This is a genomic window from Vibrio sp. 10N.247.311.47 (assembly GCF_041467535.1).
Taxonomy (GTDB): domain Bacteria; phylum Pseudomonadota; class Gammaproteobacteria; order Enterobacterales; family Vibrionaceae; genus Vibrio; species Vibrio crassostreae_C.
On sequence record NZ_JBFSUR010000019.1, the window covers coordinates 59,196 to 77,563 of the forward strand.

18 protein-coding genes are annotated in these 18,368 nt (G+C 44.6%); 8 read left to right on the forward strand and 10 right to left on the reverse strand.

The annotated features are described in order from the left end of the window. Positions 1–81: 81 nt before the first annotated feature. A complete protein-coding gene (locus AB6E51_RS13745) occupies positions 82–1,368 on the reverse strand; it encodes a sensor histidine kinase (RefSeq protein ID WP_372057991.1) in 1,287 nt (428 codons plus the stop codon). Beyond that, positions 1,365–2,042, reverse strand: coding sequence for a response regulator transcription factor (locus AB6E51_RS13750; protein ID WP_065585153.1), 678 nt, complete (start codon positions 2,040–2,042; stop codon positions 1,365–1,367). Before AB6E51_RS13750 ends, AB6E51_RS13745 begins: the two co-directional genes overlap by 4 nt. A 125-nt stretch (positions 2,043–2,167) precedes the next feature. On the opposite strand from AB6E51_RS13750, the gene AB6E51_RS13755 reads away from it, so the two are divergent. From AB6E51_RS13755 to AB6E51_RS13765, 3 genes are read left to right on the forward strand one after another with little or no spacing between them, the layout of a single operon-like run. After that, positions 2,168–3,187: a glycosyltransferase family 2 protein gene (locus AB6E51_RS13755; RefSeq protein WP_050634924.1), complete on the forward strand. Its 1,020-nt coding sequence runs from the start codon at positions 2,168–2,170 to the stop codon at positions 3,185–3,187. Next, on the forward strand, positions 3,184–4,671 hold the full coding sequence (locus tag AB6E51_RS13760; RefSeq protein WP_372057992.1) for an ArnT family glycosyltransferase: 1,488 nt from the start codon (positions 3,184–3,186) through the stop codon (positions 4,669–4,671). Before AB6E51_RS13755 ends, AB6E51_RS13760 begins: the two co-directional genes overlap by 4 nt. After that, positions 4,658–5,122, forward strand: a complete 465-nt coding sequence (locus tag AB6E51_RS13765) for a GtrA family protein (protein ID WP_017062031.1) — start codon at positions 4,658–4,660, stop codon at positions 5,120–5,122. The genes AB6E51_RS13760 and AB6E51_RS13765 overlap by 14 nt, the downstream gene beginning before the upstream one ends. Positions 5,123–5,210: 88 nt before the next feature. Here the strand turns inward: AB6E51_RS13765 and AB6E51_RS13770 are convergent, their stop codons facing one another. Continuing rightward, positions 5,211–7,508, reverse strand: coding sequence for a YgiQ family radical SAM protein (locus AB6E51_RS13770; protein WP_017067347.1), 2,298 nt, complete (start codon positions 7,506–7,508; stop codon positions 5,211–5,213). Between the two features lie 330 nt (positions 7,509–7,838). Between AB6E51_RS13770 and AB6E51_RS13775 the strand changes: the two genes are divergently transcribed. Together AB6E51_RS13775 and AB6E51_RS13780 are read left to right on the forward strand one after the other, a co-directional pair. Further along, positions 7,839–8,519: a hypothetical protein gene (locus tag AB6E51_RS13775; RefSeq protein ID WP_029235143.1), complete on the forward strand. Its 681-nt coding sequence runs from the start codon at positions 7,839–7,841 to the stop codon at positions 8,517–8,519. A 115-nt stretch (positions 8,520–8,634) separates the two neighbouring features. After that, a complete protein-coding gene (locus AB6E51_RS13780) occupies positions 8,635–8,835 on the forward strand; it encodes a DUF4250 domain-containing protein (RefSeq protein ID WP_010437991.1) in 201 nt (66 codons plus the stop codon). Positions 8,836–8,973: 138 nt separating this feature from the next. Here AB6E51_RS13780 and AB6E51_RS13785 read toward each other — a convergent pair whose 3' ends face one another. Further along, on the reverse strand, positions 8,974–9,885 hold the full coding sequence (locus tag AB6E51_RS13785; protein WP_017063530.1) for a LysR substrate-binding domain-containing protein: 912 nt from the start codon (positions 9,883–9,885) through the stop codon (positions 8,974–8,976). Positions 9,886–10,166: 281 nt separating this feature from the next. Between AB6E51_RS13785 and metE the strand changes: the two genes are divergently transcribed. Continuing rightward, positions 10,167–12,521, forward strand: coding sequence for a 5-methyltetrahydropteroyltriglutamate--homocysteine S-methyltransferase (metE, locus tag AB6E51_RS13790; protein ID WP_016789268.1), 2,355 nt, complete (start codon positions 10,167–10,169; stop codon positions 12,519–12,521). A 107-nt stretch (positions 12,522–12,628) separates the two neighbouring features. On the opposite strand, the gene AB6E51_RS13795 is transcribed toward metE, so the two are convergent. From AB6E51_RS13795 to AB6E51_RS13820, 6 genes are all read right to left on the reverse strand, one after another. Beyond that, positions 12,629–13,024, reverse strand: coding sequence for a GspS/AspS pilotin family protein (locus tag AB6E51_RS13795; protein WP_010437997.1), 396 nt, complete (start codon positions 13,022–13,024; stop codon positions 12,629–12,631). A 1-nt stretch (position 13,025) separates the two neighbouring features. Next, positions 13,026–13,322, reverse strand: a complete 297-nt coding sequence (locus AB6E51_RS13800; protein ID WP_010437999.1) for a YciI family protein — start codon at positions 13,320–13,322, stop codon at positions 13,026–13,028. A gap of 195 nt (positions 13,323–13,517) precedes the next feature. Further along, positions 13,518–13,916, reverse strand: coding sequence for an acyl-CoA thioester hydrolase YciA (gene yciA / locus AB6E51_RS13805; RefSeq protein ID WP_010438001.1), 399 nt, complete (start codon positions 13,914–13,916; stop codon positions 13,518–13,520). Between the two features lie 195 nt (positions 13,917–14,111). Further along, the gene (locus AB6E51_RS13810) at positions 14,112–14,678 is read right to left on the reverse strand and encodes a septation protein A (protein ID WP_372057993.1); all 567 of its coding nucleotides are present in this window, start codon (positions 14,676–14,678) and stop codon (positions 14,112–14,114) included. 133 nt (positions 14,679–14,811) lie between these two features. Then, positions 14,812–15,060, reverse strand: a complete 249-nt coding sequence (locus tag AB6E51_RS13815; RefSeq protein WP_017069991.1) for a hypothetical protein — start codon at positions 15,058–15,060, stop codon at positions 14,812–14,814. Between the two features lie 285 nt (positions 15,061–15,345). Continuing rightward, the gene (locus AB6E51_RS13820; protein WP_017063534.1) at positions 15,346–16,233 is read right to left on the reverse strand and encodes a LysR substrate-binding domain-containing protein; all 888 of its coding nucleotides are present in this window, start codon (positions 16,231–16,233) and stop codon (positions 15,346–15,348) included. Between the two features lie 181 nt (positions 16,234–16,414). Between AB6E51_RS13820 and hisC the strand changes: the two genes are divergently transcribed. After that, positions 16,415–17,557, forward strand: a complete 1,143-nt coding sequence (gene hisC / locus AB6E51_RS13825; protein WP_102427834.1) for a histidinol-phosphate transaminase — start codon at positions 16,415–16,417, stop codon at positions 17,555–17,557. Positions 17,558–17,567: 10 nt separating this feature from the next. Further along, complete coding sequence (locus AB6E51_RS13830; protein ID WP_372057994.1) at positions 17,568–18,341, forward strand: ABC transporter substrate-binding protein; 774 nt, start codon at positions 17,568–17,570, stop codon at positions 18,339–18,341. Positions 18,342–18,368 lie beyond the last annotated feature (27 nt).

The window sequence follows — 18,368 nt, forward strand, 5'->3', positions numbered from 1 at the left end:
GAGTATCTAGTAGCTAGGGACCGCTGTAAACCAACTAAATCAAGTTTTCGTTCGATATTGAGCTTCGAACTATGAACTCATTTACTCTGGGGTGGATGCGGATAGATCGGTTTGAAAGGTGATCTTAGCGGTACATCCACCACAGCTGCGATTGACCAATTCAAAGCCCCATTGGAAGCGTTGACATAAGTCCTCGACAATCAATAAACCTAACCCATGCCCATTTGGATTGTATTGTTCTTGGAGGCCTTCTCCTTGGTCTTCAATCACAACACTCTCGTGGGACAGAGTGACCGTTACGGTGCCACTATTGGTCGCTGCAATGGCATTTCTCAACAAGTTTCCGACCAACATGTTCATTATCGCGCTGGTGGCTTGAATGGTGGGTTCGGATTGAACATGCATGGAAATTTCGACGTCTTTCTCATCTGCCTGTGCTGAGTTTTTTGAGACGATAGCCTCTAACTCTTGTTGGCTAAACAGTCGCAGTGGCGCATCGTCACTGTTTCTTTCGTAACGCACGAGGCCGAGTAGGGCATCGACCATCTCCGACATCTGAACAATGGCTTCGTCAATGCGCTCAATTTGGCGAGATTGAAATTCGGTGGTTTCACTTCTTAGCAGTAATTTATTTGCGCCACGAGCGACCGTTAACGGTGTTCTTAATTCGTGACTTGAGTAACGAGCAAACGCTTGTTCACGTTTGAGTAAGGAATTGATTTCTCTTCGGTACTGATTGAGTTGATCTGTGAGCTGACGAAATTCAACTGCGGCGTCGTCATTGACACTAAATTCTTCATTGAGGTTGAGCTTATTGGATTCCAATTGTTCGGAAATAGAGTTAAAGGGTTCAATCAGTCGTTTAGATAAACGATAGAGTAGAGCACCAAAGCTAAAAATTAGAATAGAGAGTAACGTTAGTACGAAGGTGGTCGCATAAACCAGTTCGTAAATCTCAAACTCGACGCGGTCGATCTCGGAAAGCAGAACGATTGGGTGGGTTTGACCTTTATCAGAATACTCACCAACATACACCATGCGAGAGTTAGGTTCTTCACCTACCTCGCCAACAAAGCTTTCTTTGCCTTTAATGTATTTGAGGTATTCGGCAGGTATCAATGAAAGATCATTGTAGGCGATTGTCAGGTCATCAATTCTTAACGTACCGCTTTCCCCTGCTTGGAATAAACCAACCGCATAGTTACGGTCGATCAGGATGCGTCTTTCACCGACGCGATCTTCTGACATGTAGAGTGCGGCAACAAAGACTAAATAGACAAAGGCCGATACAATCACGGCCATTAACCCAAAGAAAACCGCTAAGCGGCCGGTTAGGGTTTTGGTGCTCGTGAGAACATTTAAAATCAATTCGATGACTCCAGACGGAATCCAACTTTAGGGACGGTAATCAACATCTGAGTATCAAACGGCTTGTCGAGTTGGTTACGTAATTGATAGATGTGACTGCGCAACACGTCATTGTTGGGTTCGTCTTCTTCCCAGAGTTTGTAGGAAATATCTTCGCGAGTAACCACTTCTGGTGCTTTTTGGCACAACATCTCAAGGATGGTGTAAGTGGTTGGGTTGAGTGCGAGTAACTTATCTTGACGGTAAGCTTTACGCGTTTTTTGGTCGATGGTGAGTTCATCAAACTGCAATTTAGAAGAAGCCACTTTTCCTCGGTAACGACGAACAAGCGCTTTCATTCTGGCTTCCAAAATATCCAAATCAAAAGGTTTGGTTAGATAGTCATCGGCACCATGCTCAAACCCTTTTAACATATCATCGCGGCTATCTAACGCAGTCAACATCAAAATAGGTGTCGCGTTGCCTTGGTCTCGCAGTTTATTACAAACCGTGAGGCCGTCCATTCTTGGCAACATCAGATCCAATATGATGATATCAAATGAGTTTTCCAACGCGAGTTGCAGGCCGAGTTCGCCGTTGTCCGCATAATCGAGTTCCATGCCAATACACTCAAAATAATCAAACAAGACACCTGCGATTTCACGGTTATCTTCGACTAATAGAACTCGTTTCATTTTGATTCTCATACAGAAATAGACGGTAACATTATCCTGAGTGAGCGTGAAAAATATGTCAATAACATAACTTTCACTTATGAGGGGGTAGATTGGATTCAGATTAAAAAATAGAAGAACGTATTATGTCTGAACTTCATATTAGCCGACCTAAAGTCTCCACATCACGGATCAATCCCGCCGTTTCACTATCGATCATTGTGCCGTTTTACGATGAACAAGAGGTGTTAGAAGAGTTTCATTCTCGCTTAACCAAGGTACTGGATAGCTTACCCATCACCAGTGAAATTGTTTATGTCGATGATGGCAGCAAAGACAACAGCTTGGATTTGGTGAGTTCATTCACTTCAATCAATAGCTCAATTTCTGTGATCGGTTTAAGCCGTAACTTTGGTAAAGAATCAGCGATGAGTGCTGGCCTCGAACACTGCCGAGGACAAGCTGTGATCTTGCTCGATGCCGATCTACAAGACCCACCCGAGCTGATTCCTCAAATGATTGCCAAATGGCGCGAAGGTTATGACGTCGTCAATATGCAGCGTAGCCAACGTGATGGTGAAACGTGGTTTAAGAAGTTTTCAGCAGCAAGCTTTTACAAAGTCATGAACGTGGCAGCGAAGATCGATGTTCCAGAAAATGTCGGTGATTTCCGACTGTTAAGCCGAGAGGTTGTCGACCATATCAACCAACTGCCTGAACGTAACCGTTACATGAAAGGCATCTTTTCATGGCCAGGTTTTAGACAAGCAACGATTCAGTTTAAGCGCGATGCTCGCTTCTGTGGCGAGACGAAATGGAACTACCTGAAACTCATCGGATTGGCGATGGATGGCATCACATCATTTTCTATCCGCCCACTGCGTATTGCGACGGCCGTTGGTGGATTAGTGGCGCTTACCGCTTTTGTGTATGGCGTCTTCATCGTGTTCAAAACCATGATGTTTGGTGAGCCTATTACTGGCTACCCATCCATGATGGTGGTTCAACTTGCCCTTGGCGGCATTCAACTTCTGAGTATTGGTTTAATGGGGGAATACATAGGTCGTATTTTCATTGAAACCAAGAACCGCCCTTTGTATCTGATTCAATCGGTGGTCGATACCCCAGCATTAAAAACACATTTTAAATTAGAGGAGTCAGCATGAGCCTGAACCGAACGCACCTATGGTATTTGTTGGCTTTTGCATTGGTTCTAAGGCTCTTATCTCTGGCGACATACCCTTTAATGGATACTACGGAAGCGCGCTATGGAGAAATGGCTCGCTTGATGGTAGAAACCGGCAATTGGTTAACCCCTCAATTTGATTACGGCATCCCTTTCTGGGGTAAGCCTCCGATGTTTACCTGGATGAGCGCGATTGGCATTGAGCTGTTTGGTTTGAGTGAGTTTGCTGTGCGTGCACCACACTGGCTAGCAGGTTTTGCGACGATTCTGTTGGTTGCATACATGGCTAAGCGTACCGGACAAAGTGCCTTGGTGGCGGCTGTGGTATTGGCGACATGTGGGATTTTCTCTATTGCGGCGGGTGCTGTGATGACCGACATGGCGTTAACGTTAGCGATGACCATTGCCATGTTAGGTTTTTACCTATGTTGGTTAGGAGGAGAGAGTTGTAAGGGAGAGGGCAATGCTGAGACTAATCGGTCTTGGGGTTATGTTGGTTTCATTGGTTTAGCACTAGGCTTGCTTGCAAAAGGGCCGGTAGCGATTGTGATCATGGGTATCGCTGTTTTCCCTTGGTTAGTATTGCAACATGGCTTCTTTGGCGCTTTCAAAGTGTTATGGCAACGCTTTCCACTGTTGTCTGGCTTAGGTGTGATGCTGGCGATTGCCTTGCCTTGGTACATCATGGCTGAAATGGCAACACCGGGTTTTATTGATTACTTTATTGTTGGCGAGCACTTTAAGCGTTTTGTTGTGAGTGGCTGGGAGGGCGATTTATACGGTTCTGCCCATGACCAAGCAAGAGGCATGATCTGGTTGTTTTGGCTTCAAGCGGCTGCACCGTGGTCGATTGTGTTGCCTATTTTGACTTTCGCCCGTCGTAAGAAAATCGCAGAAGTTAACGCTGAACATAGTGGATTGTTTTCATTCCTCGTGTGTTGGTTGGTCTCTCCTCTGATTCTTTTTACCATGGCGGGTAATATTCTTCCTGCCTATGTGTTGCCAGGCATTCCTGCCCTTGGCTTGTTGGTGGCAATGCTTGTAGTAGAAAAAGATAAGAAGTGGTTCTCGAGTGTGGCTTTAGTGCTACCTGTGTTGCTAATGATTGCATTGGTCTACCTCAACTTAGGCAAAGCGAATGAGAAAAGTGACCGTATTATCTTCGAACAGATTACGGATGAAGCGCCGAGCTTTTATGTCGGTAAACGACCGTTCTCCGGGCAGTTTTACAGTCATGGACAAGCGAAAAAGTTACTCGATGTTGAACAGTTAGATGGTATCGACAAGTTCTATCTGATTGGTAAAAGAGCGGAAGTAGAAACCAAGATTAAAGACAACGCGTTAACCTGTATTTTAGAACCGACGGTGAAGATCAAGCGCGCTCTATTTAGTTGTCATAGCCAAAACATCAAACCAAATCTATCGTTGAGCCATATTCGAAGTGATGGCGATGTTCAATTTTAACTCGTCATCGAGACTGTTTAGCCACAAGTTCGACGTGCTAAACCAAAAACTACAACCTCATCATAAGATGATTAAATTCGCTATGGTGGGGTCGGGTGGCTTTGTTGTCGATTGTGCCGTGTTTGCGTTGCTGCATTACGTTATTGGGCTGCCGTTAATGAGTGCTCGAATTGGCTCTTTCATCGTTGCAGCAACGACAACCTGGTTTGGAAATCGAGTGTTGACCTTTGAATTCAAAGGGCAGGGGAATTGGTCCGAAAAGCTGATTCAATGGCAAAAGTTCATGTTCTCTGCATCAATATCGGCGATACCTAATTTGCTGTGCTTTAAGTTGATGACTGAATTGCTGCCTGCATTTACTGGGGCAGTGTTTATCGCAATGGCGGTTGGCATCTTGGTGGGCATGGTCAGTAACTATTTGCTTAGTCAGTATTGGGTGTTTGCTCGTTAGGCTATCTTGTAACAGACACAAAAAAGCGCAGCTAAATAGCTGCGCTTTTTTGTGTTTTTACGATAGCGAAGTCAATCGGTTCGCGATATTAGCGTTGTGCTGCGCGCTGGCGGTTCTTGCCGTTACTTGCAGGTTTGCCACCTTGACCATTGCCCGCTTTGTTACGGTTTGGTTTGCCATTTCCGCCGCCATTACCTTGTGATTGCTGACCACCAGGACCTTTCTTAATGAAGCCAGTCGCTGGTTTACGAGCATTGCCATTACCGCCACCTTGGTTAGCATTACCTTGGCTACCGTTGCCGTTACCATTCGGCTTCTTGCCACCCGGTTTCTTACCAGAGTGGTTACGTGGGCTTTCGCCACCAAGACCTGGCTGAGATTTACTGTGCTTAGTCGCAAAGCGTTGTGAACCGTGACGACCAGACTTACGACGTTGTGCCGGTGTTTGTGCATCAAAGTCTTCTGCTGGTACTAGGCAGTTTGCTTTGTCACCAATTAGGTGCTGTTTACCCATGCTGATCAGTGCTTCACGGATGATTTTCCAGTTTTCAGGATCGTGGTAACGAAGCAGTGCTTTATGCAGACGACGTTGACGATCACCTTTCGGCACAGGAACATCTTCACGCTTCTTATATTTCACGCGTTTCAGAGGGTTAGTCTCTGAGTAGTACATCGACGTTGCATTACACATTGGCGATGGGTAGAAGTTCTGTACTTGGTCACACTCGTAGTTGTGCTTTTTCAGCCACATTGCAAGGTTAAGCATGTCTTCATCTTCTGTGCCCGGGTGAGCAGAGATAAAGTAAGGAATTAAGTACTGTTTCTTACCGGCTTCAGCGCTGTACTTCTCGAACATCTCTTTGAAACGATCGTAAGTGCCCATGCCCGGCTTCATCATCAGATCCAGTGGGCCTTTTTCAGTATGCTCTGGAGCAATCTTCAAGTAACCACCAACGTGGTGAGTCACAAGCTCACGAACGTATTCTGGAGATTCAATCGCTAAGTCGTAACGTACACCAGAAGCGATCATGATCTTCTTAACACCCGGTACTTTTCTCGCAGAGCGGTACAGGTCGATAGTGTGTTGATGGTCTGTGTTTAGCTTTTCACAGATTTTCGGGAACACACATGATGGACGACGACAGTTAATTTCAGCTTTTGGATCTGAACAACCTAAACGGTACATGTTCGCCGTTGGGCCGCCCAAGTCAGAAATAGTACCTGTGAAGCCCGGTACTTTATCTTTAATGTCTTCGATCTCATCCAAGATAGATTCTTTCGAACGGTTCTGAATGATGCGACCTTCGTGCTCTGTGATTGAACAGAAAGAACAACCACCAAAACAACCACGCATGATGTTAACCGAGGTTTTGATCATGTCGTATGCTGGGATTTTCGCTTTGCCGTACATCGGGTGCGGAACACGCTTGTACGCAAGGCCAAACACGTAGTCCATCTCTTCTGTGGTCAATGGAATAGGCGCTTGGTTAATCCAAAGCTCGCGATCACCGTGACGTTGAATCAGAGCACGACCTGAGTACGGGTTTGTCTCAAGGTGCAGAATACGACTAGCGTGAGCGTAAAGAATACGGTCATTGTTTAGCTTTTCGTAACCTGGGATACGAACCGCTGTAGTTTTTGCATCGTGACGAGAAGGGCGAATAGTAATAGGTTGCGCTTTTACTTCTTCTTTTTCGTCTTTCTTGGTATCACACTGAGTTTCAACTTCGTACGGGTTAACCGGAACATACGCTTTGTTCGGCTTTTCGATACGAGAAGAGTCAATGATCTTGAAGCCTTCAGGGGCCGCAGGAAGATTGATAGCAGTACCGCGGATATTGGTCAGCGTAGACATGTCTTCACCATCGGCAATGCGGTGTGCTACTTCAACCAGTGCACGCTCAGCGTTACCAAAAAGAAGAATGTCAGCTTTTGCATCAAACAATACAGAGCGGCGAACTTTATCTGACCAGTAGTCGTAGTGAGCTACACGACGTAAGCTCGCTTCAATACCACCAAGCACGATTGGCGTGCCTTTGTAAGCTTCACGACAACGTTGAGAATAAACCAGAGTTGCACGATCAGGACGCTTGCCACCTTCATTGTTCGGAGTATAAGCATCATCGTGACGTAATTTGCGATCAGAGGTGTAGCGGTTGATCATGGAGTCCATGTTACCCGCTGTGATGCCGAAGAATAGGTTAGGTTTACCTAGCTTCATGAAGGCATCTTTATTGTCCCACTTTGGTTGAGCAATAATGCCCACGCGGAAACCTTGAGCTTCAAGCAGACGGCCGATGATAGCCATACCAAAGCTCGGGTGATCGACATAAGCGTCACCAGTTACAATAATAATGTCACAGCTATCCCATCCAAGAGCATCCATCTCCTTTCTACTGGTAGGCAAAAAGGGTGCAGTTCCGTAGCACTCGGCCCAGTATTTTTTGTGTTCGTGAATAGGAGTGATATCGCTGTACATATTTCAACCTCTGATTTTTGAGGCGGGAATTATAGCGGCATGAGCCTAGACTAGCCAGTAGAACATGCCCCTGTTAGTTCTGGTGTCTTTCGTCTTTTTACGGTAAATGGCGATAAAAGAGCCATACAACAGCATAGTTGAAGCCTTGAATAACGTCGCTAATTTGTGATTTTGATTAGTGTTCGCAGCAGTTTTTGATATTATTCGCGAAAATAAGTCTGAAGAAGTAGATCCACAATGGTCGAAACGTTATTAGTACAATTTGCTCCGATGCTTTTAGGAACCCAACTGATCTTAACCCTCATCTTGGTGAAAGGGGATATTTGTCCGGGGCAGCGTGGTCGGATCCACAAGATGTTACCTGCGATTGGCGTGCTGTGGCTTGCCGTCGCTTCAGTAAAAATTGAAGCCTTTCTGGTCGTGTTCGCGATCTTTTATTTCTATTCTCAAGTTCAAACCAAGAAGACTCGCGATTCTGGTCCTATCTGGGTGATGTACTTGGCCTGTGGTTTAGCGTTGTCATATGTTGCTATACAAGCGACTGAGCAAGCAACCGCTGTTGGTATCATTACTACTTTGCTGCTAGTGGTACTGTTAGGAGCAGCGTTTGGCCATCTACTACTGACGATTGCAAGGACACGGTTGCAGGCATTTCATCGAGTGCTTCCTGTTGTGGGCGTGCTAACCGGTATGTTGGTAGTACTGGCGACCGTCGTGAGTGTTTACTCTTTGTCTGAAGCTCAATTAGAACCTGTGATTTCCACTTTGCTATTTAGTTTTGCTTTGTTGATCTCCTCAATCGTGGTGTGGTGTTGGCATTTACTGTTCGCAAGAACGCCTGAAAAGCTTCAACTGAGTATTTCGTTGTTGATGTTATTGGTGGCCGTTGTGGGTTTAACGCCAGTTTGGGCGCTTTAATCACGCACTTTCATTAATTACGTATTCTTGTTAAGAAGTGTGATCTGTTTTTTAGCGTGACGTTGGTAAGCGTTCTAAACTTAACTCTAGTCAGTGTGTTCGTAAGGAGTACGAGATGGATTTAAGCAACGTCAAAGGTTTCGATAGCATTATTTTGCTAGGAATCGTTAATGAAAAACTTCGCCTAGAATGCGATAGCTTTGAAGAGCTGATCAGCATGTATGAAATGGATACAGAAAGTGTTGTGGGCAAGCTCGATATGCTTGGCTATCAATACGATCCATTGACTAACCAGTTTAAGTCTTACTCGAGATAAGCTAAAGATTAGCGCATCTTTTATCGAAAATGACATGCATCGCGTGTTGTGGGTGTTGAGAGAAAAAAAGTCACAGATTATCTGTGACTTTTTTGTTTCTGACGAATCGATCGAGCTTAACTTAGCCATAAATCATCTTTAAACGACCTCTATGCCATCTAAGTGACTCTTACTTTGCTGTCTTGCCGTGCTAAAGAAAGCTTGCAGGTAACGTTTGTCTTTTTCTGAGTTTCTTACTGCGGCAAACAGTCTTCTTGAAAGCCCTTTACCTAACGGTTTGCTGGCTATCAAACCTTGTCTTGAGAACTCACTGATCGCCCAATTTGGTAATGCCGCGACACCTAATCCTGCCGATACCATTTGCACCAACATTAAGGTGTTGTCTGCTTGTTTCCACTTCTTAGGTTCTACACCTGCTGGTTGCAAAAAGTGCTTCACTACGTCTAAACGCTGCTTTTGAACTGGGTAGGAGAGCATAGTGAGATCGCTAAGATCTTGCGGTTCAATGCTCGCCTTTTCTGCCAAAGGTGAGTTGATTGCGGTGATCAAACGCATCTCAAAATCAAAGAGTGGTTCGTAGTGAACCTCAGAGCGAGGCTGTATATCAGAGGTGATCACCAAATCTAGCTCGCCTGCCATTAGCGCGGGTAGCGGCTCAAACCCAAAGCCTGACGAGAAATCTAGCGTTACGCTTGGCCAAGCCACTTGATATTCCTTCAAAGCAGGCATTAACCATTGGAAGCATGAGTGACATTCAATCGCCATGTGCAAACGACCATTCACATCCTCTTTCAGGCTCGCGAGTTCGTTCTCCGCTTTAGCTATTCTTGGCTGTATCTCATCGGCAAGCCTAAGCAAAATCTCACCTTCAGAGGTGAACTTAACTGGTCTAGTTTTACGTAGGAAAAGCTGACCACCGATACGCGCCTCAAGGTCTTTCAGTTGGTGAGAAAGCGCCGACTGAGTCAAGTGAAGAGAAGTTGCCGTCGCTGTTAGCGAGCCGCTGTCTCTTAAGGTAGTCAATGTTCGAAGGTGTTTAAGCTCTATCATGAGTTTTCCTCATATTCCCTAAGCCAATTCAATATTTCTTAATAATCACCCTACGGGGTTTTCTTTCATTTGTAAACGTCTAGATGTCCAGATGGATTTAATTTTTTCAGCTTTAGATTATTCAAGATGAATATTTTTAATAAACAAGATGAATATTTGGACGTTGTTCATCGTTCAGATTAGGGAGATAGTTTAGCCATCCAGACGCCTTATAAAGAACTTAAACCATAAGCTAGGCAGTTTGATCGAACACTAAAAATTATTGAATAAGGAACAGGTTCATGACTACGACAACGCATATTTTAGGCTACCCACGTATCGGCGAAAAACGCGAACTCAAATTCACTTTAGAAAAATACTGGCGCGGTGAGATTAGCCAATCAGATTTAAAGCAACTCGGTAGCGAACTAAGAAATCGTAACTGGAATGTACAAGCTGACGCGAATCTTAGCTTTGCAACTGCGGGTGACTTCGCATGGTACGACCATGTATTAACAACGACTTTACTTCTAGGCCACGTACCAAAGCGCCATACTGGTGGTTCTGAAGATGAAAAATCCTTCCCAGATTTAGATACTTTGTTCCGTGTGGGGCGTGGTCAATCTCAGGTTCAGTCGACTTGTTGCGGTGGTACGCATACGTCTAGTGACGGCACTAAAGATAGCTCTGCGGCTTCTGATATGACTAAGTGGTTCAACACCAACTACCATTACATTGTGCCTGAGTTCAGCAAAGACGATTCCTTTGAAGTGAGCTGGCCACAACTGTTTGACGAAGTGAGTGAAGCGATAAAATCCGGGCATAAGGTGAAGCCAGTTTTGTTAGGCCCGTTATCTTATTTATATCTTGGTAAAGAAGTGGAGGAGGGTTTTGATCGTTTATCTCTTCTTCCGCGCCTTCTTACCGCTTACCAAGCAATTTTGGCAAAACTCGCTAAGTTGGGGGTTGAGTGGGTTCAAATCGATGAACCAATTCTTTCGCTTGAGCTTGAGAGTCAATGGGCAGATTCATTCAAGTTGGCGTATCAAGTGATTCAAGGTGATGTAAAACTGCTGCTCACTACTTATTTTGATTCGGTGACTGATACCTTAGATAAGATAGTAGAGCTACCAGTTAATGGCCTACATATCGACTTAGCAGCAGCACCACAGCAACTTGATGAAGTAGTGGGTAAGTTACCTGAACACTGGGTACTTTCAGCAGGGGTGATTAATGGACGAAACGTTTGGCGAGCTGATTTAGCCGCTCAACTAGAGTTACTACAACCAGTGAAAGAGAAGCTAGGAGACAAACTTTGGGTAGCAAGTTCATGTTCACTTTTGCATAGTCCAGTCGACCTTGAGTTAGAAGATTCACTCAGCGATGAAGTGAAGAGTTGGTTTGCTTTCGCGAAACAGAAAGTGACCGAGGTGAGTATATTGGGTGCTGCACTAGACGGTAACCACAATGCTATCTTGGCGTGTGAAACCTACAGCCAGCCGATTGTTGCACGCAAGAGCGCGACTCATGTGAATAAGCCGCAGGTTCAAGCTCGTATTAACACCATTACCAAAACCCTAACCGAGCGAAGTGCTCCTTATGCCGAACGCGCTTCACATCAGTCTGAGGTGTTAGGTTTACCATTATTGCCAACCACAACAATTGGTTCATTTCCACAAACCGGAGAGATCCGTGTTCAGCGTAGTGCTTACCGCACTGGCAAACTGAGTGAAGCGGAATACAACACCGCGTTGAAAGGTCATATTGCGGATGCGGTGAAACGACAAGAAGCACTTGATTTGGATGTACTGGTTCATGGTGAAGCTGAACGTAATGATATGGTGGAGTACTTTGCTGAAAATCTAGCAGGCTTCCAAACTACCAAATTTGGTTGGGTACAAAGTTATGGCTCTCGTTGCGTGAAACCTGCGATTGTGGTTGCGGATATCGAGCGTGAAAAACCAATGACGGTGGAATGGTCGACCTATGCTCAATCTCTGACTTCAAAGCAGATGAAAGGCATGCTAACTGGGCCTGTTACTATCTTGTGTTGGACATTCCCACGTGAAGATATTTCACGCAAAGAGATAACCAATCAACTGGCGTTTGCGTTGCGAGATGAGGTGTCTGATTTGCAAGACGCAGGTATCAACATTATTCAAATTGATGAGCCTGCCATTCGTGAAGGTTTGCCATTGAAAAAGCGTGACCATGCAGAATACTTAGAGTGGGCAGTGGATGCCTTTAAGATTTCAGCTGCGAGTGCTAAACCAGAAACTCAGATTCACACCCACATGTGTTACAGCGAGTTCAACGAGATCATTGATTCAGTCGCTGCGCTAGACGCCGATGTGATTACCATAGAGACTTCTCGTTCGAACATGGAACTGCTGAAAGCGTTTGAAGAGTTCAACTACCCGAATGCGATTGGGCCTGGCGTTTATGACATCCACTCACCAAACATTCCTTCAGAAGAGTGGATTGTTGATTTACTTAAGAGAGCGGCAAAGAAAATCCCAGCAGAACGTTTGTGGGCAAACCCTGATTGTGGGCTGAAGACGCGTAACTGGGCAGAGACAGAAGCGGCACTGGCTAATTTAGTTTCAGCGACTAAAATGCTGCGTAAAGAGTGGGAGTCGGCAGAAGCATCAGCATAATTAAAGCTAGGGTGTTATCGTTCTAAAAACAAAAGTCTGAGAAAAGAAAGGCCTCGCATCTGCAAGGCCTTTCTTGTTTGTTACTAGCTTAACGTTAGAAATCAAATCTAGTTAATGCTCTGACATGTCTCTTTGCTGATTAGCTTTTCAACCATCAGTTGTCCGCGAGTGTTGCGAACCTTAATGTTGTAAGCCAAGCCCATGTCAAGGTTTGCTCTAACTTCAGAGTTGGTGCAGTAGCTGTTAACACTCATATCTACGACTTGGTTTAAAGGCTTAGCACCTTTAGCGTCTTGGTTGTAGATCATCATGATCTCGATAACGGTGTTTTTTGCCAGTACACGCATGACTGACAGTGGGCCATACTCAATCGGCAGGCCGGCAGATAAAACGCCAGCACGGTGTTGCGCCATCATTTCAAGCTGTCTTTGTTGGTCTTGCTCACTTGAAGCACAGCCTGCGAGCAGAGCTAAAGCCAGAGAGCCAATAATCCATTTTTTCACGTTAAAATACTTTCTTGAATGGTTTTACAATGACATTTTGGTAGACACCTGCCTCAATGTACGGATCTGCGTCTGCCCATACCTGTGCGTCCTCTAAAGAATTAAACTCAGCAATTACAGTAGAGCCAGTGAAGCCGGCTTCACCAGGGTTGTCTGAATCAATCGCAGGCATTGGGCCAGCAGTCAAAAGTCGGCCTTCATCGTGAAGTGTTTGCAGGCGTTCTAGATGTTGTGGGCGAACACTTAGGCGCTTTTCTAATGAATTTTCGACGTCTTGAGAAAAAATCACGTACCACATATTGGTATATCCTTATTTTACTTCACTGAATTGGGGGCGTTTAAATTCGCTATCTTGCTAATTTACGCGAACTAATTGGTATTGGAAGAGCTAATGATAAGAAATTGTGAAATGGTGCGAGAGAGAAGTATGGTCTTTAGCGATTTCATTCGTTGAAACTAAAGACCGTCTACATTAGCAGCTTGGTGAAAAGTACTATTTATTGATCGGGCGAGGCTTACCACCCTCATCGACAGCAACGTAGTTGAACGTTGCTCCACAAACCTTATATCGGTCGCCGATGCCGTGATCAAGTACAGGCTTAACCCACACTTCTAGGTCGATATTCATCGAGCTACGGCCAATCTTGGTGCAGTCACCATAAACACACACAACATCACCCACTGAAACCGGCTGTTTGAACTCAATACTCGATACTGAAACAGTGACAATCTTGCCGTTAGAGATCTCCTTCGCCAGTATGCCGCCAGCAAGGTCAAGCTGAGACATTATCCAACCACCGAAAATCTGGCCTGCTGCATTGGTATCAGAAGGCATCGCCAATGTGCGAAGAAGTAAAGAACCAATCGGGTTCAAAGTTGATTGAATAGTCATTGTTGTACTCTTAATGGTATTGATTGTTTTAAATTTAAATAGATGTGTTTGCCGCGCTCGCGGTGGTCGTATTTTTAACGTATTCACCGAACACAAACAATCAGTGGCCAATGATCACGAGTATCATTGGCCACTGTTAAATAGCATATTGATAATAATTGTATCAAAAAGGGGATGAGGACTCATCCCTTAGGGTTACTTCTCGTCGGTATTTTTATCCGTTAACTCGTTCTGCTGATCTTTTGGTAGATGCTTATAGATGTAGACACCCGTTAGCAAGGTAAATGCAAAAGTAGCGATCAGTAAGCCAAACACTTTGAAGTTTACCCAAACATCCAAGGGTAGGCTGAAAGCAACGTAAACGTTGAGAATGGCACATAGGGTAAAGAACAGCGTCCATGCCCAGTTGATCTTGCCCCATACCGAATCAGGCAGTGTGATCTCTTTGCCTAACATACCTTTAATCGCTGATTTGCCCATGATGTGACTGACCGTCAGGCCAATCGCAAACAGTGCGTAAACGATGGTGACTTTCCATTTAATGAAGTTGTCGTCGTGCAAGAAGATGGTCATGCCACCAAATACGGCAACCATTAGAAAGGTGATGACCTGCATTTTTTCGACTTTCTTGTAGATGAAATAAGTCAAAATAATTTGAACTGCAGAGGCAACGATCAAAGCGCCGGTCGCGGTATAGATGTCGTACATCTTATAAAGCGCAAAGAAAATAATGAGAGGAATGAAATCAAGAATTTGTTTCATGAGACACTGACTATCCAGTTAGTTGAGTTGCTGACAGTCTAACGAAAACTGTCTCGATGCTAAATAGCTCGAGACAATTGGGTGCCAATTAATTCAATCTAACCACTCATCGTGTTTAAAGAGTTGAAGCAGGTTATCGCATTGACGAGGTTTGATAGCGAGGTATCAGCTTTTTGATATCTTCAAGGTAACCTTCGCTCTTTAAGCTGTCTAAGGTGTTTTCGAGCTCTTGCTCACTCATGGCAAAACATGTCGATTTACCGGTCGTTAAGTCGAGATACTCGTGATATTCACGCTCTGTGAAGTGGCCAATTCTGTCCATTAATAGGGTTTTAATTCCATGGTGAATCAAGCCGTAATACGTATGTCTTTGTAAGGTCATAGCCTATCCTCCGTGACAAGCTGCAGTGAAACTGGTGCAACCTGCTGTATATTGGTTGGGTTATCTATGACAAAGCAACTCGAATGCCATTTTCTCCAACGGAACAGAATAAATTCCAGGCTAAATAGAATTGAACTTCTTTTCAAATAGTTAAAGGAAGGTACGTTCTATTCTCTGACAATCAATACGAAACAGACATCAAATAGTTTCATTTTGAGAACGGAAAAATTCTCATTATGACGCTCTCCTGCCGCTTATAAAGAGGCCTACCAACAATGATTGCCGCTAATCGACGAGCCAATCAACAAGCGTAGATAAGGATGTATTTTGTCGATTCTTGGGTTGCAGCAAGAAGTAACCATTTCCAGAGAAGACACTGCCTTCACTCACTTTCACCAATCTACCCAAATCAATATCTTGCTTGGCCAGCGTGATGTCGCCTATGGCAATGCCAAACCCTTGAATGGCGGCGTTCATAGCTTGATCGAGTGTTGCGAATTGTTGGTTGTTCTTGCTTGAAAGGTCGTGGCTGCCTATGTGCTCTAACCAAAGTCGCCAATCACTTTGCTCATTGTTGGCGTGTAGCCAAGTGTATTGGGCAAGCTTGTGTGGCTTGATGATGGTCGATGCGTCGTCGACAAGATGGCTCTGTGTAATGCTTTGTGCTTGGCAAACGGGCGCTAGCTGCTCGTTAAACAATAATTGGCTGATAATCGATTGTTGGTTTGGCTTCTTACCATAGGTAATTACGGCGTCAAACGGATCAAAGCTTGGTTCGAAGACGTGCTTGATGGTCGACGTCAGTTCGACATCAATTTCAGGATAGGCTTGCTGAAAAGACATCAACTTAGGTAGTAGCCAAGAGGTAATACAGCTCGGTGCGTTGAGTTTGATCTTAGACGGAGAGCTAGCCACTTGATTTAGAGCCGATTGCAGCTGATGAATCGTTCCTTGTATCAGGGGAACCAGTTCTTCTCCTTTCGGCGTTAAAGACAATCCGCGAGCATGGCGATAGAAGAGATCACAGCCAAGGCTTTCTTCAAACGACAATACCTGACGACTCACTGCACCTTGCGTAACATTGAGCTCATGTGCCGCGCGTGTAAAGTTGAGGTGCCTTGCCGTAGACAAAAACGCGAGCAAGGTTTTGGTTGAAGGAAGTGTGCGATTCATATCTTTACCTATGACTTTTTATCATGGCTATTATGTGATTATTTCGATTCATTTATCAATAGTGTTCTGTTTGAATGTAAATACTTAATCATCATTTGTGATTCAATATTTGTATAAGTCACATTTTTTGAATATGAAGGCAATGATGAAGACATTGTGATTTTGTGAAAGGGATAGCTTCTTGACATCTTTTATTGATAGCTTAGTGCCTCAGGCTGTAAAAAAATTAATACCTTATCAATCGGCAAGAAGAATTGGTGGTGATGGACGTGTCTGGCTAAACGCCAATGAATTGGAAAGCTCGCTGTTTCAAGGAGAAGCAAGTCACAACCGATACCCAGACTTCTTACCACAAGATATTGCTAAGGCTTATCAAGATTACTGTAGTACCGATGCCGCGACTGTGGCTGTTCGTGGTGCAGATGAAGCGATTGATTTGCTGATCAGAACATTCTGTAAACCGGCGTGCGACAACATACTTATCTGCTCTCCAACGTATGCGATGTATGAGTTTTGCGCTGATGCATTGGCGATTAATACCTTGGACTCTCCATTGCAGGAAGACTTTAGCCTGAACGTCGCTGATATTGTGAATAAGGCAGAACTGGCGAATATCGTGTTTCTTTGCTCACCAAACAATCCAACGGGCAATGTGATTCCTAAATCGGATTTGATTCAGGTATTGGAAGGCACGATTGGGAAGTCGCTAGTGGTCGTCGATGAAGCGTATATCGAATTTGAACCACAAACGTCAGCCGTTAGTCTTATTGAACGCTATCCACATTTGGTTGTGATTCGCACCTTGTCTAAGGCATTTGGACTGGCTGCGGTTCGTTGTGGTTTTATCTTAGCGAGTCAAAATGTGATGCAGTATGTCGCGAAGCTGATTCCACCGTATCCGATGCCAGATTGCTCATCTCAAATCGTGCTAGACGCTTTGTCCGATGAACGAGTCTCAGTGATGCAAGACGCGACGCAAAAGCTGGTTGAACTACGTAACTGGTTTGCTTGTGAGCTAACGCGGTTTGATTTCATCGAGTCTGTTTACCCTTCATCGACAAACTTCATTTTGCTGCGTCAAAAAGCAGGGCACCAAGTGTTCAGTGTCTTGGCGAAGGACGGCATTGTGACAAGGAACCAAAACCATGAACCGGCTTTGCGTAACTGTGTTCGAATCAGTATTGGTAGCCAAGAGAGCATGCTAGAAGTGATAACGTCACTAACACGTTACCAAACCGAATTAGAACAGAGTCAACAAGGCAAACAAATTCAACAAGCTCAACATAAAGAAATTCAATCTCAACTCGATAAAGATCATATCTAGGATGGCAATGATGAAAAAGATAATACTAGGACTCGCTTGTGCGGCCGCTTTACTTGGTACAACGGTACAGGCGAAAGAAATCCGTTTGGCGTCGGACTTTACGTATCCGCCATTCAACTATAAAAACAGTGACGGTGTGCCTGTCGGGTTTGATATTGAGATAGCTGATGCTTTGTGTGAGCAAGCTAAACTCGATTGCACTTGGGTTTCACAAAGCTGGGACTCGCTAATTCCAAGTTTGTTGGCAAGAAAGTCAGATGTGATCATGGCTTCAATGCGTATTACCGAAGAGCGTAAGCGTAAGATCTTGTTTACTGATAAGTACTACCAAACTCCAGCCGTGTTTGTTGCTGCTAAAAGCGCCGAGTTCAGCGTCGATCAGGCAGGCTTAGCAGGTAAAACCATCGGTGTTCAGCAAGGTACGATTCACGATCGCTACGTAACCGACAAGTTTGGCGATGTGGCAAACATTAAGCGTTATACCGGCCAAGATGAAGTTTATCTGGATCTGCAAAACGGCCGTCTAGATCTAACCTTCGGCAACTCGGATCAACTGTCATTAGCTTTCTTAGATAAGAAAGAAGGCGAGGGCTTTGAGTTCAAAGGTAAAGCAGTAACCGACAAAGCCTACATTGGCGAAGGTACGGCTTTAGCACTAAGAAAGCAGGATTCAAAACTGGCGAAACAATTCAATGCCGCGATTGAAGAGATCAGAGCAAACGGTACTTACGACCAAATTGCTGCTAAGTACTTCACGTTTGATATTTATGGTGCTGATTTGTAATTCGTCTAACGCCTAAAAACTAGACCA